19 protein-coding genes, 1 tRNA gene and 1 pseudogene are annotated in these 21,030 nt (G+C 59.1%); 7 read left to right on the forward strand and 14 right to left on the reverse strand.

All coding sequences use genetic code 11. The annotated features are described in order from the left end of the window. Positions 1-206: 206 nt before the first annotated feature. The 5 genes and pseudogenes from VGL70_24865 (at position 207) to VGL70_24885 (ending at position 4,536) form a co-directional block, all read left to right on the forward strand. Positions 207-1,139: a hypothetical protein gene (locus tag VGL70_24865; protein HEY3306766.1), complete on the forward strand. Its 933-nt coding sequence runs from the start codon at positions 207-209 to the stop codon at positions 1,137-1,139. A 61-nt stretch (positions 1,140-1,200) separates the two neighbouring features. Next, positions 1,201-1,896, forward strand: a complete 696-nt coding sequence (locus VGL70_24870; protein ID HEY3306767.1) for a TVP38/TMEM64 family protein — start codon at positions 1,201-1,203, stop codon at positions 1,894-1,896. A 101-nt stretch (positions 1,897-1,997) separates the two neighbouring features. Continuing rightward, complete coding sequence (locus tag VGL70_24875) at positions 1,998-2,873, forward strand: HDOD domain-containing protein (protein ID HEY3306768.1); 876 nt, start codon at positions 1,998-2,000, stop codon at positions 2,871-2,873. A 128-nt stretch (positions 2,874-3,001) separates the two neighbouring features. Further along, on the forward strand, positions 3,002-4,048 hold the full coding sequence (locus tag VGL70_24880) for an ABC transporter substrate-binding protein (protein HEY3306769.1): 1,047 nt from the start codon (positions 3,002-3,004) through the stop codon (positions 4,046-4,048). A gap of 68 nt (positions 4,049-4,116) precedes the next feature. After that, a pseudogene (locus VGL70_24885) lies at positions 4,117-4,536 on the forward strand (mandelate racemase). Between the two features lie 68 nt (positions 4,537-4,604). On the opposite strand, the gene VGL70_24890 reads toward VGL70_24885, so the two are convergent. The 6 genes from VGL70_24890 to VGL70_24915 form a co-directional block, all read right to left on the reverse strand. Beyond that, complete coding sequence (locus VGL70_24890; protein HEY3306770.1) at positions 4,605-4,919, reverse strand: nitrile hydratase; 315 nt, start codon at positions 4,917-4,919, stop codon at positions 4,605-4,607. 136 nt (positions 4,920-5,055) lie between these two features. After that, on the reverse strand, positions 5,056-5,973 hold the full coding sequence (locus tag VGL70_24895; GenBank protein HEY3306771.1) for an amidohydrolase family protein: 918 nt from the start codon (positions 5,971-5,973) through the stop codon (positions 5,056-5,058). 106 nt (positions 5,974-6,079) lie between these two features. Beyond that, positions 6,080-6,517, reverse strand: coding sequence for a response regulator (locus VGL70_24900; protein HEY3306772.1), 438 nt, complete (start codon positions 6,515-6,517; stop codon positions 6,080-6,082). Continuing rightward, positions 6,483-7,328: a HAMP domain-containing sensor histidine kinase gene (locus VGL70_24905; protein ID HEY3306773.1), complete on the reverse strand. Its 846-nt coding sequence runs from the start codon at positions 7,326-7,328 to the stop codon at positions 6,483-6,485. Before VGL70_24905 ends, VGL70_24900 begins: the two co-directional genes overlap by 35 nt. Further along, positions 7,315-8,169 carry a TIR domain-containing protein gene (locus tag VGL70_24910; GenBank protein ID HEY3306774.1) on the reverse strand — a complete coding sequence of 285 codons (855 nt, stop codon included), beginning with the start codon at positions 8,167-8,169 and terminating at the stop codon, positions 7,315-7,317. The genes VGL70_24905 and VGL70_24910 overlap by 14 nt, the downstream gene beginning before the upstream one ends. 434 nt (positions 8,170-8,603) lie before the next feature. After that, a complete protein-coding gene (locus VGL70_24915; protein ID HEY3306775.1) occupies positions 8,604-9,884 on the reverse strand; it encodes an alpha/beta hydrolase in 1,281 nt (426 codons plus the stop codon). Positions 9,885-10,234: 350 nt separating this feature from the next. Here VGL70_24915 and VGL70_24920 point away from each other — a divergent pair, with 350 nt between their 5' ends. Next, on the forward strand, positions 10,235-12,007 hold the full coding sequence (locus VGL70_24920) for an adenine deaminase C-terminal domain-containing protein (protein HEY3306776.1): 1,773 nt from the start codon (positions 10,235-10,237) through the stop codon (positions 12,005-12,007). Positions 12,008-12,186: 179 nt separating this feature from the next. Here VGL70_24920 and VGL70_24925 read toward each other — a convergent pair whose 3' ends face one another. After that, positions 12,187-12,594, reverse strand: a complete 408-nt coding sequence (locus VGL70_24925) for a polymer-forming cytoskeletal protein (protein HEY3306777.1) — start codon at positions 12,592-12,594, stop codon at positions 12,187-12,189. A 304-nt stretch (positions 12,595-12,898) separates the two neighbouring features. Here VGL70_24925 and VGL70_24930 point away from each other — a divergent pair, with 304 nt between their 5' ends. Further along, the gene (locus VGL70_24930; protein ID HEY3306778.1) at positions 12,899-14,398 is read left to right on the forward strand and encodes a UbiD family decarboxylase; all 1,500 of its coding nucleotides are present in this window, start codon (positions 12,899-12,901) and stop codon (positions 14,396-14,398) included. A gap of 18 nt (positions 14,399-14,416) precedes the next feature. Here the strand turns inward: VGL70_24930 and VGL70_24935 are convergent, their stop codons facing one another. The 7 genes from VGL70_24935 to VGL70_24965 form a co-directional block, all read right to left on the reverse strand. Next, the gene (locus VGL70_24935) at positions 14,417-15,481 is read right to left on the reverse strand and encodes a polysaccharide deacetylase family protein (protein ID HEY3306779.1); all 1,065 of its coding nucleotides are present in this window, start codon (positions 15,479-15,481) and stop codon (positions 14,417-14,419) included. Beyond that, entirely contained in the window at positions 15,478-16,632 is a 1,155-nt protein-coding gene (locus tag VGL70_24940) for a glycosyltransferase family 4 protein (GenBank protein HEY3306780.1), read from the reverse strand. Before VGL70_24940 ends, VGL70_24935 begins: the two co-directional genes overlap by 4 nt. A 17-nt stretch (positions 16,633-16,649) precedes the next feature. Continuing rightward, positions 16,650-17,444: a WecB/TagA/CpsF family glycosyltransferase gene (locus VGL70_24945; protein HEY3306781.1), complete on the reverse strand. Its 795-nt coding sequence runs from the start codon at positions 17,442-17,444 to the stop codon at positions 16,650-16,652. Beyond that, positions 17,441-18,388: a glycosyltransferase gene (locus VGL70_24950; protein ID HEY3306782.1), complete on the reverse strand. Its 948-nt coding sequence runs from the start codon at positions 18,386-18,388 to the stop codon at positions 17,441-17,443. The genes VGL70_24945 and VGL70_24950 overlap by 4 nt, the downstream gene beginning before the upstream one ends. After that, the gene (locus VGL70_24955; protein ID HEY3306783.1) at positions 18,352-19,218 is read right to left on the reverse strand and encodes a sulfotransferase; all 867 of its coding nucleotides are present in this window, start codon (positions 19,216-19,218) and stop codon (positions 18,352-18,354) included. Before VGL70_24955 ends, VGL70_24950 begins: the two co-directional genes overlap by 37 nt. Before the next feature lie 137 nt (positions 19,219-19,355). After that, on the reverse strand, positions 19,356-20,783 hold the full coding sequence (locus VGL70_24960; protein HEY3306784.1) for a sugar transferase: 1,428 nt from the start codon (positions 20,781-20,783) through the stop codon (positions 19,356-19,358). Between the two features lie 160 nt (positions 20,784-20,943). Continuing rightward, positions 20,944-21,030, reverse strand: a tRNA-Leu gene (locus tag VGL70_24965).

Consider the following 21,030-nt stretch of genomic DNA (forward strand, 5'->3'; position numbering starts at 1 on the left):
GAAGCCGACTGGACTAAGGCTGGAAATTTGCCATACTGGAGGGAGAGAATACTTGTTGTTAATTTGATGTGACGGCGCTCGGTTCTTGGATTTTAATGATCCGCCTGCGGTATCCGCTAACTTTATTTCTTCTTTTTTTCACGCTGATCGCTTTGCAGCAGAGCTGCGGACGGACGCCGGGTCCGGAAACGCGCGTCCCGGAGCAGATGAGCGAATCCCCTGCGGCGGAATCCGGCGCGGTCGCGGAGATTACGCCGGAGTTCCTCCAAGGCGACGAGGAAGGCGGGCGCGCTCGTGAGCTTTCGCTCGAAGCCATTCAGAAGAAACTCTTGCCGGAATCGTTTCTCGGGGTGCCGGAGAAAGACCTTGCTTCGCCCGGAACCAAGTACGACACGGTCATTCTGGCGAGGACATTGGCGGCGCCGCCCCATCCCGGCTGGAGATATCGGCAAAACCAGCAGGGGAAGGTTGTCGGTTTCGAATTCTCCAATCGGGGCGGCAACCCGATACTCCCGCCCCGTCACAATATCGACAAGAATCTTTTTTTCTCCAGGGATTTTCAATTTCGCTTCGACGATCGGGCGCGGCAGGATATCCATCTCTATGTCTCGGACTGGACTCCTTCCCGCGACCGGCAGTTCAGGCTCAGCGAGCTCATGAACAGCGTCCTATATTTTTTCCCCAGGAACTACGTTCCCGCCATCGCCGGCTTGGGCGGCCGCACGCTCGTGAAACTGCCGACGGGGGAAGAAGTGGAGTTTAATGCCGATACCTACGAGATTCTGGGCGGCGTATTTGCAGAAGCGCCGGTCGATTTTAATCCCGATCGATCGGCGCGGAAGTTTGCGGGCCTCCACTACACGGGAAGAGGGGTAGTCGTCCGGGCCGATGCTCGAGGCGCCGACCCCAGACTCGGAACCACGGCGACCGTCACGGCCGCAGCGCCGGCTGCGGAATGCGGAGAAGCGGACTGCCCCAGCCAATGCCGGGTGCCCTCGAACGAATTATGGGATCAAAAGGGCGCGGTACGCTTCAAATTTACCACGGACGAGGAATTCGACCGGTATCTCCTGGCGCGATGCGGATTCGGATTGCCGCAAAACGATCCCCGTTTTGTGATCGCCTCAACGCTCAATTAAATTCCCTTCCATCTCTGTCAATCGTTCGATCCGGTCGCCATACTGGTCGAGAGGCGACGGAGTGAAGCAGAAAAGCACAACCGAAAAAAACCGGTGCATGCGGATTTGGCTGGCGGTCGCGGTGTTGGCGCTGCTTCTGGGGATGACGGCGGCGTGGAAGTGGAGTCCGCTGGCCGACCAGATCGACATCCGCAAAATTACCGCCTGGGCCGTTTCGATCAGAAAGGATCCGGCGCGGCACGCGATCATTCCTGCCGCCTATCTTATCGCCAGCCTGTTATCGTTTCCCGTCACGATCTTGATTCTCGCCACGGCGATCGTCTTCGGCCCTATTGTCGGGTCCGCTTATTCCTTCGCCGGCTGTCTCTTGGGCGCGGCGGCGACGTACGCCGTCGGTTATTTCATGGGCAAGGACTTTGTTCAGCGAATCGCCGGCCGTAAGTGGCGGCGCGTGGAGGAAAAAATCGGCCAGAGCGGCATCATGGCGGTGGCGGCGATCCGGCTTCTTCCCGTAGCGCCTTTCACGATCGTCAATATCGTCTCCGGCGCCTTCAAGGTCCCGATTCTACACTACTTGCTCGGGTCGATGTTGGGTCTTGCGCCGGGTATCCTTGTGATTAATTTCTTCGCCCACCAGTTCGCGAGGGCCGTCAGGAATCCCGGCGTCGGAAGTTATGCTTTCCTCGGCGTGGGGGTCGCGATCACTGTGGCTGGCGTCGTATGGATGCGCCGGAAACTGGCGAAAAGTCATTCATAGATTTCCCTTCGTGGCGCCTATCCGCAAACACGGCCTCCGCTTGTCATCTCTACGCTAAAGTTGCCCCTGTCTTTGCCGATAATGCCATCAGGAGGGCGTCTGTGGAATCATCAGCGGCAACGCCAAATGCGATGACCGGGCAGCAAAACATCCGGAAATACTTCCGCGAGGTGATGGAGAAGTACAAACTTCCGCCTCTGCCGATCGTCGCCAGTAAGGTCCTCAGCATGATCGAGGACCCGGACCTGAGCATCCGCGAGATTTGCCGCGTGCTGTCCGACGATCCGGCGCTGGCGGCCCGCGTGTTGGCTATTTCGCGCTCGGTTTATTACGCCCAGCGCACGCCGCCGAAAAGCTTGCAGGGCGCCATCCAGGTGGTCGGGCTGCGCGCCTTGCGTTACATCCTGATCGCCGCCGCGACCCAGGGTCTGTTTATGGCCAACAATAATGTCTCGGCCAGGCTGTGGTCCCACTCTTTGGCGGTGGCGTTGGCATGCCGCATACTGTCGGAGCGCGTGAATTATCCGGACGGCGAGCAGGCATTCCTCACCGGCCTGCTGCACGACATCGGCGAGATGATCCTTTTTCACGGCGACCAGATTGGATTCGAGCGGATCGTCGGCGAGGCGCAAAAAAGCGGGGCGTCGCTGGTGGAAAAGGAAAAGGAAGTCTACGCGTTCGACCACGCTTTCATCGGGCTCACGTTGTTGGACTCCTGGAACATCGATTCGGAAATCGGCGACGCGGTTCTCAAACACCACGAGAGCGGAGGCGAAGCCGGGAAACTTGCCGGGATTCTTGAGATGGCGGATTATCTTTCATTCCGCGCCGACCTCGGCTTTTTTTCCGCTCCCCCGCTTCCCGCGCCGGAGCTGATGCGCGCTTTCGGCTGCGACGACGACGAGTCTTTGGCGGCCACCGTAAAAAAGGTGCGCGCGGCATTCGACGCCGAGAACGCTTTGTTCCAATCGGTGTAAGCCATCGGCGGCGAATTCCCCGTCGCCGCGAAAATGTTTCCCCGCAATCGCTCTTTCTTTCCTTGCCAACGGCCGCTTAGATCGTGTAATATCCCCAGAAATTTTCCTACCGTACCAAGGTGCTCTCAATGCAACCGAAGATTCGATCAAACGTCGCGAAGTTTTGCCGCCCCAGCGGGTCGGGATGGGCGCTCGCCTTGGTTCTTCTTGTCCCTGCGCTCGCGTTCGGAGCGGCTGCGCCCGGACAAGTCAAGATCGGCACCGCGTCGATCACCGCCAGCACGCTCAGTCTCTGGCTCGCGCAGGACCAGGGAATCTTCAAGAAGCACGGCCTGGAAGCGCAAATCATTGTGATCCGCGGCGGGCCGACCTTGGTCGCGAGCATGGTATCGGGCGACACGCCTTACGCCTTTACCACCGGCGTGTCCTTTTTGGGCGCCGCCGCCCAGGGCACCGAGGTCAAAATGCTCACCTCCATATCCGAAAAGGTGAGCTGGAAGCTGATGGCGTCCCGGCAAATCAAGACGCCGCAGGATTTGCGCGGCAAGCGCATCGGCGTTTCCAGCATCGTCGGCACGACCTGGCTCAACTCGATGCTGGCACTGGAGCAGCTCGGCCTCGAACCCAAGCGGGACAACATCGTCTTTCTCCAGACGGGCGATCCCGTCACCATGGGGCACGCCTTGGAAAGCGGCAGGATCGACGCGGCGGTGCTCGACCCGGTGACGAGCCGCGGCCTCAGCAGCAAGGGATTTCCGCTGCTGGTGGATCTATTGAAGGCCAACGTGGCTTTTCCGGGCCTGGGCTTGGGCGTGACGCGGCCCTATCTCGAAAAAAATTCCGCGACCGCGGAGAAGGTCGTCACCGCGCTCGTGGAAGGTCTCGCGTTCGTCCTTCAGCCGGCGAATAAGACGGTCGTGCTCAAGAGTCTGATGAAGAATATGAAGATGAACGATCAGGCGGCGGCGGAAGAGGGCTACCAGGATCAAATCGCCACGCTCAACCGCAAGCCTTATCCGTCCCTAGAGGGCTTGCGCAACGCGCAAAGGCTGATGGCGCAGCAAAATCCCAAGATCGGCACTTTGAAAGTGGAAGACATCGCCGATTCCCGCTTCATCAAAAAGCTCGACGAGAGCGGCTTCATCGACAAGCTGTACGCGACGCCGGGCCGATAAAAGTCCCGACCTTGGCCGCCGCCGATGCCAAGGGTTTTTATTTTGCCTTCCGTGCTTTAATCTAAGGCATGCGCATCGTCGCTGTTCGCGAGAACACGCGGCCGATCTCCTCGCCGATCCGTAACGCCTACATCGACTTCAGCAAGATGACGATCAGCCTCGTCGCCGTCGTCACGGACATCATCCCCGATGGGCGCCGCATCGTCGGCTACGGTTTCAATTCCAACGGGCGCTACGGTCAGGGCGGGCTGATTCGCGAGCGCTTCGCGCCGCGTCTGCTGGAAGCCGAGCCGCAAACTCTCCTGAACGAATCCGGCGACAACTTCGACCCGGACCGGATCTGGAGCGCAATGATGGCGAACGAAAAACCCGGCGGCCACGGCGAGCGCTCGGTGGCCGTGGGCGCGATCGACATGGCGGTCTGGGATGCAGTGGCGAAGATTACAGGAAAGCCGTTGTTTCGCCTCCTGGCGGAGCGCCACGGCGTGCGGATATGGCCGGTCCTCCGCGCGCACGCGCACGCGGTCGCCGGGCTTGAATCGGCCGGTGATCTCGCTCACGGCTCGCCCCACTTTTTTTCGATCTCGGCGACCTTTCGGTCGATCTCCTCCTGCGTGAGTATTCTCTTCTCGATCAGAATGCTCTCCATGCTCGCGATCCAGCGCTCGTAGTAGCTGAGCGACCGGTACAACTCGGAGTCCATCTGTTCGCGCGCGCGCCTGAGCTCGTCGGTGCGTTTGATGCCTCTCGCGCCGAGCGCCTGGTTGACCGCGTCGGCCACGATCTCCCAATCCTCGAGCTGATGTTCGGCGCGGTTGATCGGCCCCGCGTCGCGCATCGTGCCGCCGATGTCATGATGGCCTCTCGGCATGGTTTCTCCTCGTGATTTGGACGTAAAAAAGCGTTACCCGGTTGTCGTGCGACGAATCCAAATTATCGCTTTGTCGCCGGCCAAGTCAACACGGGTCGATTTGACAAGGCTCTGAGAGCTTTCTGAGCAGCCTGACTTAGGTGCCGAGGGCGAGCAGCCGCGCCGCGTTGCCGCCGAGGATTTTCTGTTTGTCCGCTTCGGGAAGCGATAACTCCTCGACGACTTCTACGGATCTCTTGAGGGCGATCGGCACCGGCGGGAAGTCGCTGCCGAAGACGACGTGATCGACGCCGACGGTCTCGACGGAGCAGAGGACCGCGGGCGTGTGCAGGCTTACGGTATCGAGGAAGAGTTGTTTGATATAATCCGCAGGCGGTTTGGTCAGAACATCCGGCTCCCAGGGGCCGAAGCTCGTGTCCCTGCGCAGCTCATAACCGAAGCCGAGCCGGCCCGGCAGCATCGGCAGCGCGCCGCCCATGTGGGCGCAGACGAGTTTCAGCTTGGGAAATTTCTCCAGGCCCCCGGTCAGGATGAAGCGGGCGAGAGACAGCGTGGTGTCGAACGGCCGCCCAAGCATTTCCGGCAGACGGAAGATTTCCATCTTCTCGGCGCCAATCGTCACGCGCGGCGGATGGACGAAGATCGGCACGTCCAATTCCGTCACCAGCTCGAAGAACGGCACGGCGCGCGGCGAATCGAGGTACTCGCCTTCCACGCTGGAGCCGACCATGATGCCTTTCAATTTGTAATCTCTGATCGCGCGCTCGGTTTCTTTCAGCATGCGCTCGTCGCCGAACGGCACCGACGAGGCCAGGCCGAGAAGGCGATCGGAATATTTCGCCGTCGTCTCGGCGGCGAACTCGTTGAACTCTTTTACGATGTCGAACGAATCGTGTCCCTGAGGCGTGCGGATCCAGTTGTTGCCGAAAACGGTGAGGTTGACTCCCGCCTTATCCTGCTCCTCCAATAATCCCGGGATATTAAAAATCGCCGGCGGCGATTTCGGATGGTACCAGCTCTTCGGCACCAGATGAGAATGGCAATCGATGATCATGTTGAGTTTCCCTCGCTGTCTCAAAACATATGCGTCCAGACGTGGCGTTGTCAATTCGATGAAGATGGTCGCCCCCTCAAGCTAGGTGCCACGGGTCGATAGGAAGTTATCCCCCCTTGTTCCTGGCACGCTCGGTCGAGAAAGCAACTCCGGTGAGGCGCGATCTGATCATATCTAGGACCTTGCGAAGGGGCGTTTCGCCCTTGCGCAGAAAACGAACACCCAAAAATTGAATTTCTCTAATCAGGTCGGGATCGTTTACCACGCTCAGACAAAACAGGTCGACTTTTGGATACAAATTAACGATTTGTCGGCACAAATAGAGACCGGTTCGTTGACTAGACGTTTCAGCTTCGAGCGAGGGGCCGGGTGGCATCATAACATCAACGGTGGCGAGGTCGATGTGCTCTCGGGCAAAAATCGCTAAGGCCTCTTCGCCCGTTGAGGCCTTAAGGACCCGATGCCCTTCGTGAGTAAGCGCGTCTTCTAGAGCTTCCAGCAGGCCTTGTTCATCGTCGATAAGTAGAACTGTTTTTTGGTTCACGCTGCCTGGCCTTTCCCTCGAGTCCTCGTACGGATAGGACCACCCGAAATACGGCTCTCCCCATCTGATCCGGATACGCAATCATCTTTCCCTCATGAATCTCGACGATACGTTTTGCAATGTATAAGCCAAATCCCGTCCCGGCCGGATAAAGATTTTTGGCTTCGCTTGTCCGGTAGCCACGGTCGAAGATCTTCTCGACCTCGTCTTTCTTGAGCGGAATTCCCCGATTCGTGATCGTGACCGTCACCGTATTCTCCGCTGTGGTGTGGGAGCCGTTGATCGTTATGTCGGAATTCCGATCTGAGTACTTAACGGCATTTTCGATGATGTTGCTGAATGCTTGACTTATCAATGGCTTCATCGCGAGCACCTCTGGGGCCTTCTTCAGGGTGTCGTCTTTGACTGATATGTTAAGCCCCTTGTCCCAACCTGAAGGCTGAAAATCGTCTGCCAAGTTAACAAGAAGTTGATGGAGGTTCACGGGCTGTAGCGGTTCTCTCAGCGCCGTGAGAGCATGGTCGGCGTCAAGGTTCGACATGAGAGCAAAATTTTTCGTCAAGTGTACAGCGAGGGTTGACTGTGAATAAATGGACCGGAGGACCTTTTTGGCACGTTCTACACTAATCCGACCGGCAGTGAGGTTCTCAATATGCCACTTAATCGCATTCAAGGGCGCAACAAGCTGATGCGAGACATTCTGTAGATACTCGATTCTCTCCTGGTTCACCCGATTGAGTTCACCCTGCAGACGAGCATTTTCTTTCTGTAAAGCTACAATATCCCTATCACGGTTGTTACCGGAGGACATGTTGGAGCTCCTTGCGAATTTCTTCGCCGGCGGCATCGATTCCGTTAGTTATGTCCACGTAAATAACTCCACTCAGATCACTCGGAAGTTCGAGTGGTCCCTTATACAGAAGAAACACTCGGCCCGATGAGCGGCCTAGAGAACCCAGGAAAAACCCAAGTTCCAGAATAACATTCTGGCGAGCCCGTCGCTTTTCGTCGTCCGTGGTATTAGCAGGAGCCACCCGGTCATCGGGTGTTAAAAGAACGAAGGCGAGTTGAGATTGGGCCGCATAGTATTCGAACTTCTCGATAAGGGTACGCCCGAGGTTTGGTTGTTCGTGCAGAACAATGGGCTCAGGCAAATTGAGAGTATTTTGGAGGTAGTTTTTTACCGCCAACTTTGTTGCCTCGTCGTGGCCGTGAACAATAAAGGGTCTTGGCAGGGGGTTAAAATGATCCAAGCCGAGGATATTTTCTATCTCGGCAATAATTTCTTTAAGGCTGGGGGTGGACCACTTTGAAAGGAATCGTGTGTATCGGTCGTTTCCTAGGGCGTTGATCACGTCACGATCCGATGTGGCAGAGTAGGCTAATATTGGAAGATCCGAACGTTTCTGGCGGATACGCTCAAAAATGCTCATGCCGGTGGTCCTTCCTCCACTCACGTCACCACCAGGCATATCGGGCGGGCGCTCCATGATAATGTCTAGCACCAGAAGATCAGAGGATACGATCGAGTCGAGAGCATTCAGAGCGTCTTTAGCTGAGGCTATGCGGCTAACATCGTGCCCAAAATAGCGAAGATTCTCGGCGAGAATTTCTATTGAGAAGTCGTCATCAATGATTGTGATGCGAGCCATGAGATCCCTCCGCCTATCGCCCTACGGTTACTTGTCACGGGCGAGGCGATCAGTATCCAAAGCTGAAGTCATCTCCGAACGAGTAATCCTAGTACGCCTACTCTTATACAGCAAGGAATGGCCAACGGTCTACACAATCGAATATCAATGAATAGTCCGACTGTGTCGATGGTTTTGGACTGCGATACCGTGCTAGGAGAGCCCCTGAAATGTGAGTCCTAGCTCGTTGCCGTCGATGTCGGCGAACATTGCGAATGTGCCCCACGCCATCGCCTTCGGCCGGAGGTGATTCGCACGCCGAGAGATTCGGGTCGCTTGCAAGTCTCTTCGACGTCGGGGCAATGGAAAACGACGGACGGTTTGAGCTGCTCCCGATTCGGCATCATCTACTTGGGTTATCTCCCTGGGTGGTATCCTACTGGAGGCAAGCGCAGCTACGGGAATAACCAATATGCGACACCGCCTTTATTTCGCCTGTGCAGGTTACGGTCGTCTGGCGACAGCCCATGACGAATGAGCATAAAGAGATCGTCGATCACTTGCTTGTTCTCGGCGAAGTAACCATGACCGAGTAGGTCCATGTCAACGGGCGATGCATCGATGGTGTCGATCCCGCCTGCGAGGACGAGATTAGGCTCGCCCTCGCCAGCGCGAGGAAATGCATGGACTGTTTGGGAGAGGGCAAGGGCTTGGTCTCCAGATGAGGCATAAAGGCTGCAACGCCGTGACAACTCTACGAGACGAGGAGCAAGGTAATCCAAGAAGAGCTTTGCATCAATGTCTGGGGCAGCGAGTACCATTTGATTGAAATGTATTGGTTCGTTTCGTTCGGCGAACCGGCTAATGGCGGTTGTGAGGGCACGGTTTCCCATGCTGTGTGCTACAGCGTTGATCTCGTCTAGTCCGGAACTCGCGATTAGTTGAAGAACCTTCTCAAGATTACAGGCCGTCCAATCGATGGTAGCCTCATCAGCCGTGTAGCCCTTAATGGTGCCGGATGACGGCCAGCTATAGAGCACAGGGATACCCGCGAAAGCAAGATCATAAGCGAGCTGCGCAGTACGTCTCACTGCCTCGCTGAAGGCGACATTGTATCCATGGACAAAAAGCAGGATGGAGCGCGTCTCATCGTTTGGAAGCGAGTGACGCAGAACCGATAGCCACTGATCGGACGTCATTTCAGCAACATCGATTATTGAGATATGCTTCTGCGGGTCTTCTCGGATCTGGAAGCGGAGTAAACTAGGGCGCTCGAGATGACCGGGTCGGTGACGTCGCGGAATGCTAACTGTTGCAAGTCCAAAACTAAGGTCGCCGCGCGCAGAGGTGTAGAAATCTTGTAAGTCGTCAGCGGCGGCTCGGTCGGTGGCATACAGGACATGAATAGGAGTGTACCCGAGTTCCGGCTTATAGTCGGCCATCGCGGGAGCAGTTACTGTGGTGAGGTACTGCAAGTCGAGATCCAGTTGTGATGCCGTTTTACCAAACTCCAAATCAAACCCCAACCCTAATCCCCGCATCTTCCAAGTAAGGTAAGCTAATCCCCTGATGATCCACAAAATGATCCACAAACCTAATCTCGGGCTGATCTGTAAAACGAATGCCTTGAAGATCCATATGAGCACGCCAACGGCGAGCAAGGTGCTGAGAGTCACTAGGGTCCACCCTGCGAGGTGATCGGTGAGAAGCCTGGAAATTTCCTCTACGTAACTCATGTCACTCTCACACGTGGTCTAACTATCAAAGATGTTGATCTATATGGATCAAACTAGTGTAAGGATAGTACCGGTACCGACTTTTCGAAGCTACGCTGATCTTATTGCGATTTCGGTACCCTAGTGTAGTGTCCCTAACGCTTCTTTACAATTCCGTTCGCCCTGAGCTTGTCGAAGGGCGGACCGTTTTCAACAACTTTCGTTCATGGTTCGACGAACTCACCAGGAACGATAAGTCAAGGGACTTTTGAGACACTACACTAGCAAGAAAATTTTCGTCCTCTGAACCGATCTGGTTATCACTGCGTCTCTTTTTGGTAAATCAGCCTGCGGTGTGTTAAACGATTGCCATGGCGCGGTCCAAAGTAGAGATCGAGCGGCTCATGCGCGGCGCGCTGGGGGAGATCAAGGCGGATCTGATCGTCACCGGCGGGAAGCTCGTCAATGTTTATTCCGGAGAAATATTAGACGGGATGGAGATCGCCGTGCTCGACGGCAGAATCTGCCACGTCGGACCGAGCGCGGCGCACGCGCGCGGGGAAAATACCGAAATCATCGACGCGCGCGGGCTCTACGTCGCTCCGGGTTTTATCGACGCGCACACGCACATCGGCCATTTTTGCCGGCCGTATGAGTACCTCCAAGCCTATCTTCTCCATGGAACCACGGCCCTGGTCGCCTCGTGCGACGAGCAGGCGACGGTCTTCGGCTTCAAGGGCGTGAAGCTTTTTCTCGACGAAGTGGAGACGCACCCGCTCCGCGTCTACACTGTCCTCTCCATGGTCGCGCCCCAGGATCCGCTTCTATGCAGCACGAAAACTCTGACGCAAGCCGAAGTCGCCGAAGGGCTGGACGATCCGCGCGTCATTGGATTAGGCGAGATCGTCTCCTGGCTTCGGCTGCTCCAAGGGGACGAGGAGCTTCTGGCGAGAATCGAGATGGCGCACGCGCGGGGAAAGATCATCCACGGCCACACCGCCGGCGCGCGCGACCAAAAACTTTCCGCCATCGCCGCGGCGGGCATTTCTTCGTGTCACGAGCCGATCAACGAGCAAGACGTTCTGCAAAGACTCCGCTCCGGCTACTGGACCATGCTGCGCGAAGGCTCCTTCCGCCGCGACCTGGAAGGCACGTTGAAAACGGTCGTTTCCCGCGGCCTGAGCACACAGCGCCTCATTCTCGTCACCGACGGAATGTCTCCTGACGATGTTCTTACGGACGGCCACATGGATTTTGTCGTTCGCCGCGCGATCGAACTTGGCCTCTCTCCATTGCAGGCGATTCAAGCCGTGACATTGAATCCGGCGACCTATTCGGGCCTGGAGCAGGAGATCGGCGGCATCGCTCCCGGCCGCCATGCCGATCTCGTTTTTCTCGAAGAAAATTTGAGCGACGTGCGCGTCCACTCGACGATGGTCGGTGGGAAAGTGCTCGCGAAAAAAGGCGAGTCTCTGGTTCGCGGCGCGCCGATCGCGTGGCCGGAAGAGACGATTCACTGCTTGCGCATCGGGTCGAAGGTGTCGGCGGCATCGTTTCAAATCCGCTGCCCTTCGCCGCGCGCGAAGATTCGCGTTATGGAACTGATAGGCCAGACGATCACCGCCGAAAAGATTCTTGAAGTCGCCGCGCCGCGAGGCGTTCTCGAAGCCGATCCGAGCCGCGATTTGCTTAAAGTCGCCGTGTTCGAGCGCCACAAGCCGACGGGCGGAGTGGCTCACGGATTTCTCAAAGGCTTCGGCGCTCCCGGCGGCGCCGTCGGCATGACGACGAATCTCGACGAAAACACGCTGCTCGTCGCCGGCGGCAACGACGAGGACATGGCGCTTTGCGCCCAAGTGCTGCTCGAAGCCGGCGGGGGAATCGCCGTCGTCGATCGCGGCGAAGTCCTGGAAAAAATCGAGTTTCCGGTGGGAGGGATTTTTTCGTTCGCGCCGTGGCGCGAGATGGGAGAAAAGCTCGAACGCATCAATCGTTGCTTGCGCGAGCGCGGCGCGCCGTTTGCAAAGCCGATCTATGCGCTCTCGTTTCTCACTTTCGTGACGTTGCCCGCTCTTAGGATCACGGCGCGTGGTTTGATTTCAGCCAAGGACCGGAAGATCGTGCCGTTATTCGTGGAGAGCTGAATTAGACCGCAATATTCACCCCCAACTCCGGCCTCAACTCTTTACCTTGGCAGCCTTTGCGGCTTTGCGCGAGTCATCTGAAATTCGATTCGAAGCCCGAAATCCGAAACTGTTTTCATTTTGGGTGTTTGTCGCGCCAAGACGCCAAGAGCGCAAAGAATACTTTCTTGAGGGCAGATCTAAGACTCTTCAGACTTCCGTCCGCCGGCGTCCTGGCGCAGCAGCGGCAGAACTTTTCCTTCCTTTTCTTTTCTCATGTTGCAATGGCCTTCGAGAATCGCGCCGTCGCCGATCACGAGACTCTCGGTGAAAATATCGCCGATGACGGTTCCCGGCGGCTGAATCTCGATCCTCTTATCCGCTTGAATGTCGGCGGTCACTTTGCCGCGGATCACGGCGGAAGTCGCGCTGATTTTTCCCTTGATTACGGCGTTTTCCCCGATCGTCACGTTGCCGTGGACCAGGACTTCGCCGTCGATCTCTCCTTCGATCGTCGTCGGCCCCTCGAATAAAAGCCGGCCGCTCACTTTCGTTCCGGGACCCAGATAGCCGCCCGATTCGCCCCCGCGCCTGATTGTCTCAGCCATAAAATACCCCTCTTCGGTTTGAGGCCATTTTTAATCCAGGCGTGCACGTTTGTCCAGGATCTTTTCATTCACCGCGGAGACACAGAGGTCGCATGGTTCGACCCTTCGGCTTCGCTCAGGGCAGGCTCCCTCGACCGCGCCTTTAGTCCCGAGCTTGTCGAGGGATCACCACGAACGGAACTCTTTGTCGCCGCGCATCCTGAGCCTAGTCGAAGGGCGCGTTCTCCGCGCCTCTGTGGTGAAATCAAAATCGAAAATTGTTTGACAAGGGAAACCCGTTCTGTCACAAACTTGCGATATGGCGATGAAAGATTTGAGAGACTTCGTCAAGCTGCTCGAGTCGCACGGCGAGCTGACGCGCGTCCGCGAAGAAGTCGACTGGAACCTGGAAATGGGCGCGATCATCCGCCATTGCTACGACATCGGCGCGCCGGCGGCGCTCTTCGAAAAGGTGAAAGATCATCCCAAAGGGTTTCGCGCCCTCGGCGCGTCTCTAGGGCCGAGCCGAATTCCCGGCCATTCACTCTACGCGCGCATCGCTCTCGCCTTCGGGCTTTCGCCCGACGCGACGCCGCAGCAGATCATGGAATATTACCTCGAGCGCAAAGAGAAGCCGATCAAGCCCGTCACGGTGAAGAGCGGCCCGTGCAAGGAAAATATTCTTCTCGGCAAAGATGTCGATCTGCTGAAGTTTCCCGCGCCGCTGATCCACGGCGGCGACGGCGGACGCTACATCGGCACGTGGCATGCCGTCATCACCAAGGACCCCGACAGCTCGTGGGTGAATTGGGGGATGTATCGGCTGATGATCCACGATCGGAACAGCTTAGGCTGCCTCTTTCCGCTGCAGCAGCACATCGGCCAGATGTATCAAAAATACGAAGCGAAAAATAAACCGATGCCCGCGGCCGTCGCGATCGGCGCGCAGCCGGTCGCGCCGATCGTGAGCTGCGTCCAGCTTCCGCCTTACGTCAACGAGGCCGATATTGCCGGCGCCCTTCAGGGCGAGCCGATGCAACTGGTCAAGTGCGAGACGATGGACCTGGAAGTTCCCGCCGGCGCCGAGATCGTCCTCGAAGGCGAAGTGCTCCCGCACGAGCGCAAGAACGAGGGGCCTTTCGGCGAATACATGGGCTACGAAGCGGGCAAGTCTTCGCCCAAGCCGGTCTTTCGCGTCAACGCGATTACCTACCGCAACGACCCCATACTGCCTTTCTCCAACATGGGAATGCCGATTCACGAATCGCAGATCGTGACCGCATTGATCAAAGGCGCGGAGGTTTACTCGGAGCTTAAAAAGCTCGGCCTTCCCGTCAAGGGAGTTTATTTTCCGCCGTTCGCCGTGAGCCACATGGCGGTGGTCTCGACCGAGGTGCCTTTCATCAACTTCGCCCGGCGCGTCGCGCATGCGATCTGGGCCACCAAGCCCGGCCTCTTCACCTATTATATCGTCGTCGTGGATGCGGACGTGGACCCGACCAACACCGACGAGGTGCTGCACGCCATCGCGACGAAGTGCCATCCGGTGAACGGCATCCATCCGGTCAACCACATTCCCGGCTTTCCCGTTCTGCTGCCGTTTTTGCCGCCGAAAGAGCGCCTCATCGGCGACGCGGCGGGTGTGATCTTAGATTGCACCTGGCCGAAGGATTGGCCGGCGGAGTCGATACCGGTCAAGGCGAGCTTTGAAAATCTTTGGCCGGAGGAAATCCGCGCGAAAGTCCTGAAGAAGTGGCAAGCGTACGGTTTCGAGACGCCGGAAGCTTCGCTCCCGAAAGCGCAAAAATCTCAAGCCCGCAAGTAACGCTTCATTCCCCGTTGTTTAGATAAAGCGCGACAGCTTGAATGCAAAGACCGCGGGCGGGTCGTCCTGAACGGCGACGCGCTTGAGCGCCAGCGGGTTTGCTCCCGGTGGATTGATTCCCTCGATCGTCGTGCACGCCGCCTGATAGCCGGCTGCGCTCAGAAGATCCTGGATTTCCGGGCTGAAATGTTCGAAGCCGCCGAACGGATAAGCGAAGAGCTTGACCGGGCGCTTGAGCTCCGCTTCCAGGACGGCTTTGGACTCCGCGATCTCGCGTCGTGCATCATCGCGGCTCAACGCCGGCAGCGCGGGATGGCTCAACGTGTGACTGCCTATGCTCACGCCGCCCTCCGCCATTTCCCGCAGTTGCTCCCACGTAAGCATCGGCAGTTCTTCGAACGGGTCATCACCAAGCGCGAGGCCCAATTTTTCCGCGATCCCGCCGAGCAGCCGCTCGCGCTCCCGCGGAGCGACGCGGCTGAGGGCCGCCTCGATCGCATAGAGCGCCCTGCGCCGCCGCCGTTTGGTCCTCAAACTGAAAACGATTCGGTCGCTCCCCGGCAATTCCCCGGGAGAAAATTCCAGCCGGGATGCCGGGGAATTCTTGATCCAGAAAAGCAGCTTGTAATTCCACAGCGACGTCCTCTTCGTGAGCGGCTCGGTGGCGACGAATACGGTCGCCGGGCAGCCGTGCTTTTTCAGCAGGGGAAACGCCGCCTCGTAGTTGTCGCGAAAGCCGTCGTCGAAGGTGAGAGCGGCGGCATTTTCCGGCAGCGGCTCGCCGCGCTGCATCATCTCGACGGCGCGCTCCAGAGACAAAATCTCGAAATGGCGGGTTGCGTAATCCAATTGGCGGGAAAAATGGCTTGCGGAAACGCGCAGCCCGCGGTGGAGCAAATCGTTGGCGCCGACGCTATGGTACACGAGGATGAGGAGCCCGCGATGCTTGGCAGGACGAAGACGGTTCAGCGCGTGCAAAACGCCGGTGGAGTAGCCCGCCCGGAGCGCCAGCCGCCGCGCCGCAAGCGACAGCCTCTGGAGTTCCGCCGGATCGATGAGATTTCTCCGGTCCCGCGGCCTCATGTCGCGGGCCTCCGGTAGAGCGCCTCGGTTTGCTCCAACATCGCGGCCTGGGAAAAATGGCTCTCGACCCGCCGCCTGCCGGCGCGTCCCATCGCTTGTCTTTTCTCCGGGTCGCCGAGCAGCTCCGCGAGCGCCGCGGCGAGGGCGGTGAAATCGCCGGCAGGGAAGAGAAAGCCCGTGACGCCGTCAACGAGCATGCCGGGAATTCCTCCGACGTTCGCTCCGACGGCCGGCTTGCCGCAGGCCATGGCCTCGAGGAGAGAAAACGGTTGAGCGTCCTGTCGAGAAGGCATCGCCAACACATCGAAGGCATGCATCAATCGCCGCGCGTCCCTTCGATAGCCGGCGAAAACCACGATGTCGGAGACTTTCAGCTCCTCCGCGAGTTTCTTGAGCGCCGCTTCCTCCGGTCCAGCGCCGATCAAGGCGACTCTCAGTTGCGGCGCTCCGGCGCGGATCAGCGCCGCCGCGCGGATCAAGAGATCGGCTCCCTTCATCGCGTGCAGGCGCCCGACCATCCCGACCACGGCGCTCCCCTCCGGCACTCCCAGCGCCGCCGTGGCGTCGCGCCGTTCGCTGTCGGAACCTTGAAACTCCGCCGCGTCGATGCCGTTCGGGATGACGATGATTTTTTCCCGCGCGCCGGTTTTTTTTCGCGCCAGGTCGTCTCTAACTTCATCCGAGATCGCGATGATGCGGCTCAAGCGGCGGAGCGCCCGGTCCTCGAAGAATCGCTGCAGTCGGGAGCGCTGGAGGAGCGTATTATGGACGGTGAGAACGCGGCGCGGAATGCCCGCCGCGCAAGCGGCGGCGATGGGCGCATAGGCGAGTCCCAACCGTCCGGCGTGCAGGTGAAGCACGTCGAGCCGCGCCGGCGCGAGCGCGCCCAGCGCGCGAAAAATCTCGGGAACATTTTTCGCCAGCGGCCGCGCCACTCCGCGCCAATCTTTGCCGGCGAGTCGGATCAGCCGCGGTTCCAGCCCGCGCGCGCTCAACTCCGCGCGGAAGGGGTGCGCTGCTTCCGCCGCGTCGCAGAAGACGGTGATGTGATGGCTGCTGCGAAAATGGTCGATCAAGGCGAGGACGTGCCTTTCCACTCCGCCCATGGCGACGGGAAGACAAAAGTAATAACCGATGCGCAGCGGCGTCACGAGATCTCTCGACCTGCCTATTCGCCGGCCGCGCGCCCCCGGGCCGCGCGCTCGGTCAGAAATAATCCGCAGACGAACCAGGGCTCGACCAGATAGCGCTTCCATAGATGGGCGGGCCGGCTGGCCAGACGAAACAACCATTCCAATCCCAGCGGGCCGAGCCAGCGCGGCGGCGTGGGAACCGCTCCGGCGATATAATCCATCAGCGCGCCGACGTTAAAAATGGCGTTGGCGTCCACACGTCCCGCGTTTTCCAGAATCCAATGTTCCTGCCGCGGCATGCCCATCCCGACCAGCAATAAGTTAGGCCGGCAGCGATTGATCCCGGCGACGACGTTGTGGTTTTCCGCGCCGTCCGCGCGCGCGTCGAAATAGCCCCCGGCGGCGTCGAGCAACAGTCCGGGAAATTCCCGCCGCAAGATTTCCGCGCCTCGGGCGGCGATCGCCGGGGCCGAGCCCAGGTAAAAAATCCGCCAGCCGCGCCGCGCGGCCTCGGCCATCAACGGGCGCACCCAATCGAGCGGCGTGAGCCGGTTCCGGCGGCTCAAGCGCAAGCCCAACAGCTTGCCGAAAAGCACGAGGCTCATGCCGTCGATGTGAACGAGATCGGCGCGGGCATAAAAGGAGCGCACCGCGGCGTCGTGGTGATAGAGATAGACGCTGTGCAGGTTGTGATTCGCAATGATCCAGCGGCGATTTTTTTCCACCGCCTCGGCGATGGCGGCTTGCAGTTGGTCCGCGGTAAGAGGGTGGACTCTGACGCCGAGGAATTGAGCGGCTTCGGTCGCGGGTTTCTCCGAAGGACTGCTCATTCGCGGCCGCTCTTCAGCGTTTTGACCCATCCACGGTGTTCGCGCCAGAACCTCGGCAGCATGGTCAGAAGAACCGCTCGCTCATTAATGAGCCGGGCCAGGAACTTGAGATAGAGCGCCGGATCCCGCATGAGCCAGCGGAGGTGCGTCGCCGTTTGTTTGATCGTCGAGCCGAAAACCCAACGGAGCACTACGACCAGCAGGAAATGCGGGCCCCGGTTGCGCCGGTAGAATTCCGGATAGCGGCAGTAGAGCCTGAGCGCTTCCTCCAGCCGGTCCCCCCATTCCTTTCGGTTGAGAAAGGCTCTCGGCCGCGGCGGATGAACCACGATCGCTTCGGGACAAAAGATAACCGGGCCGCGCGCCGACACGGCGACGCCGAGCTCGGTGTCTCCGGAATAGTGCACGACCTCTTCATCGAATCCTCCGACCGCCGTTAAAGCCGAGCGACGATAGGCGACGTTGCAGGTGTGGTAAATCGTGTTGGGACCGTTGACCACGACCTGGTGCGTCAGAGGCGTGACCAGATGGGGCAAGGTGACCGTCTTTCCTTGAACCCCCAAGGCCGTCGGATGAGCTGCCAAGGAGCGCGCGATGGAGAGAAGCCAATCGCGGTCGGCCAGACAGTCGTCATCCGTGAAGGCGACGATTTCCCCTTCTCCCTCGCGCCAGCCGCGATTGCGCGCCGCATAGGAGCCGGCATGAGCGATGTTGAGCGCCCGGACATTGACGTGGCGGCGCGCCAACTCTTTGAGCGCCGTCCAGGTCCCGTCCGAGGAGCCGTCGTCCACGACGATAATGAGATAGCGCTCGGCGGGATAGGTCTGATGGAGCAGCGACGAGACGACTCCATCGAGCATGGCGACGCGGTTGAAGGTCGGAACGACGATGTCGATGAACGGGAGATTCATGCCCTGGCCGATCGGCTTTTCGCGTGAAACCACGGCAACGGACGTCCGAGGAATTTTTCCAGCCCGGCGACGTCGTCGCGATAGACTCTCTCGAGAAAATTTCTTCCTTCCTCGGGCATCGGCGGCTTGACCGTTTTTTGGTAGAAAATTTTCTCCAACACCCGGCGTCTCCAGCGGTCGGGAAGAAAGCGCCGCGCCGCGTTGCGCGCGAGCCGGTTCTGGGTCGCGAGCCGCGACCAACGCCAGCGGTGCACCCCGAAGGAGTTGTGGATTTCGCCCGCCGACGCGGGCGGTTCGGCCTTCACGCCGAGAAATTGCAAAATCTCGCGCACGGCGCCCGGCGTGTCGCGGATGAATTCCTCGAAGATAAGGATCTTGACACGGTCGGCGCCGAATATTTCGAAATATCTTTTGACCGACTGCGTATAAAAGGCCGGCTTAAGATACAGATCGAGCTTGACGGCTTCATGGAAAGGCAACCGCTGAAAGCCCGAGCGTCGGTGCTGCAAATAGGCCGAGTAGATCTGCTCGACCGGATCGCGCAGGATCATGATGATGCGGGCGTGAGGCGCGACCGAGTGAATCCGCCGCGGCGCTTCGAGATCCATCAGATAGGACGGGCTGGCTTCCCCCACCAGGGCTTCCCCTCTTACGTTCTTGAAGAGGCGGAGATATTTCGCCTTGCTGCGAATCGGTTTCGGTGCGAAGGGCGCGAAGTGGTCGAACGCGTCGAAATAGCGCGGCTCCTTGACGGGAGACATGTAAATCCCGGGCACCTGTCTCAAATACTCGTAAAGCGAAGTCGTTCCCGACCGCGGGGCTCCCACGATAAAAAAATTCGGCCACATCTCCCTCGGCGCCATCTTGATCTATAGGCAGCGATGCCGGTCCTTGAATAACATTCCGGGAATCCAACGCGCAAGCGTCCGCGGGTGTCACCCGCCGCGCGCATTGCGCGGCGAGTGCGCAACCAGGCGTCCGTCTTCTTACGATCGCGGATTCAGTGCGCCCCTCGTCCGGAGAGGACGGCGAGAATGGTTTTGAAAAAAATCTTAAGGTCCAGGCGGAGCGACCAATTATCCACGTACTCCAGATCGAGCCGCATCCAATCGGCGAAATCCACGCCGCTTCTCCCGCTCGCCTGCCACAGCCCGGTGATGCCGGGTTTCATCGAGAAGCGGCGGCGCAGCGGTCCTTTGATCTGCGCCGTCTCCGCCAGCGGCAGCGGCCGCGGGCCGACCAGACTCATGTCGCCTTTGAGGACGTTCAGCAATTGCGGCAGCTCGTCGAGGCTCGCGCGCCTCAAGCATTTGCCCCAGCGCGTGACGCGCGGGTCGTTCACGACCTTGAAGACCGGTCCGGACATCTGGTTGCGGTCGGCCAGCGCGGTTTGCAGCCGGTCGGCGTCCGGCACCATCGTGCGGAATTTATACATCGTGAAGCGCCGGCCGTGCAGGCCGCCGCGCTCCTGCCGGAACAGAACGGGGCCGCCGGAGCCAAGCCATATCAGCAGGCCGGCGAGCGCCATAGGAAGCGCGAGCAGCGTCAGCAACGCCAGCGCGCCGGCGAGGTCGATCAGCTCTTTGACGTAGCGCCGGCCCACGGAGAGCGGCGTCGGTGAAAAAGAAAAAAAGGGAAGGTCGAATGATTCTTCCAGGTAGGGCCGCGCCAGCGCCGGCCGGTAGAGCTGGGCCAGCACTTTTCCCTCGACGCCCATCTCTTCGCAGACCTTCAGATAGTCGCTGACCTGCTCCAGCATGGAAGGAGGCAGCACGAAGTAAACTTCGTCCACGACCTCTTGATGGAGCAGGTCCGGGAGTTCCTCCACCGTCCCCCGGATCGGCAAGCCGCCGGTGGACGCCGCCGGCGCGGCGCTTCCCAAGGTTAGATAGCCTATTGGCACGACGCCTTCCTCGTGGTTGCGCCGCATGCCGTCGAGCAAGAGCGCGGTCTGGCGCCGCGCATCGGGCCCGTCGGCGGTGACGATCAGCGCGTGGCGCGTCGATTTTCCCGCGCGCCGGCGCAGCGCCAGCCATGACGATACCGCCATTCGCGTGACGATGAGCATGCCGGTCTCGACGACGACGAAAAGAACGAGCAGGCTGCGGTTGAAGGTTTCGAATTTGATGAGGAACAAAAGAAGCGAGAGAACGAGAAGACCGGCGGCGCCGACCTTGAGCGCGAGCCGGACGATGGCCGCGGGACTTTCGACCTTGGGCCGGTAGGCGCCGCCGAGAAAAAGCAGCAGCCACCAGAGAGGAATCGTCGCGAGGAGTATCCAGAGATAATGATCGATGGGCCCGAGCCCGAGCAGGCCTAGACTTTTGGGCAGAAGCTTTCGCAGATAGTACGACAGCACGAAGGCCGCCGCCACGACGACGGCGTCGATGGCCATCATCACTCGAGGAAAAAGCGCGCGCCGCTCCATGTTCAGCCGATTACAGACACAGTGAGAGCCGCTTTGTCAACGAGACGCTGTCCAGGCCTGTCGCGTGAGCCGTCGGTAGGAACCGAATCTGAAATCTGAAATTTGCGATTTGAGACTTCGTCGTGAGCTCAGTCGAACGATTCCTCGCGAAGCGAGGATATGGTGCGAGGAAGGGGATTTGAACCCCTACGCCATTTCTGGCACTAGCCCCTCAAACTAGCGCGTCTACCAGTTCCGCCATCCTCGC

This window comes from Candidatus Binatia bacterium, assembly GCA_036504975.1.
In the GTDB taxonomy this organism is placed as follows: domain Bacteria; phylum Desulfobacterota; class Binatia; order UBA9968; family UBA9968; genus JAJPJQ01.

What these genes read in the sequence shown, in the direction of transcription:
- VGL70_24865 (HEY3306766.1), top strand. Translation starts at nt 207, where the DNA reads ATGAGCGAATCCCCTGCGGCGGAATCCGGCGCGGTCGCGGAGATTACG.
- VGL70_24880 (HEY3306769.1), top strand. Translation starts at nt 3,002, where the DNA reads ATGCAACCGAAGATTCGATCAAACGTCGCGAAGTTTTGCCGCCCCAGC.
- VGL70_24890 (HEY3306770.1), bottom strand. Translation starts at nt 4,919, where the DNA reads ATGCCGAGAGGCCATCATGACATCGGCGGCACGATGCGCGACGCGGGG.
- VGL70_24895 (HEY3306771.1), bottom strand. Translation starts at nt 5,973, where the DNA reads ATGATCATCGATTGCCATTCTCATCTGGTGCCGAAGAGCTGGTACCAT.
- VGL70_24905 (HEY3306773.1), bottom strand. Translation starts at nt 7,328, where the DNA reads ATGTCCTCCGGTAACAACCGTGATAGGGATATTGTAGCTTTACAGAAA.
- VGL70_24910 (HEY3306774.1), bottom strand. Translation starts at nt 8,169, where the DNA reads ATGGCTCGCATCACAATCATTGATGACGACTTCTCAATAGAAATTCTC.
- VGL70_24915 (HEY3306775.1), bottom strand. Translation starts at nt 9,884, where the DNA reads ATGAGTTACGTAGAGGAAATTTCCAGGCTTCTCACCGATCACCTCGCA.
- VGL70_24920 (HEY3306776.1), top strand. Translation starts at nt 10,235, where the DNA reads ATGGCGCGGTCCAAAGTAGAGATCGAGCGGCTCATGCGCGGCGCGCTG.
- VGL70_24925 (HEY3306777.1), bottom strand. Translation starts at nt 12,594, where the DNA reads ATGGCTGAGACAATCAGGCGCGGGGGCGAATCGGGCGGCTATCTGGGT.
- VGL70_24930 (HEY3306778.1), top strand. Translation starts at nt 12,899, where the DNA reads ATGAAAGATTTGAGAGACTTCGTCAAGCTGCTCGAGTCGCACGGCGAG.
- VGL70_24935 (HEY3306779.1), bottom strand. Translation starts at nt 15,481, where the DNA reads ATGAGGCCGCGGGACCGGAGAAATCTCATCGATCCGGCGGAACTCCAG.
- VGL70_24945 (HEY3306781.1), bottom strand. Translation starts at nt 17,444, where the DNA reads ATGAGCAGTCCTTCGGAGAAACCCGCGACCGAAGCCGCTCAATTCCTC.
- VGL70_24955 (HEY3306783.1), bottom strand. Translation starts at nt 19,218, where the DNA reads ATGGCGCCGAGGGAGATGTGGCCGAATTTTTTTATCGTGGGAGCCCCG.
- VGL70_24960 (HEY3306784.1), bottom strand. Translation starts at nt 20,783, where the DNA reads ATGGAGCGGCGCGCGCTTTTTCCTCGAGTGATGATGGCCATCGACGCC.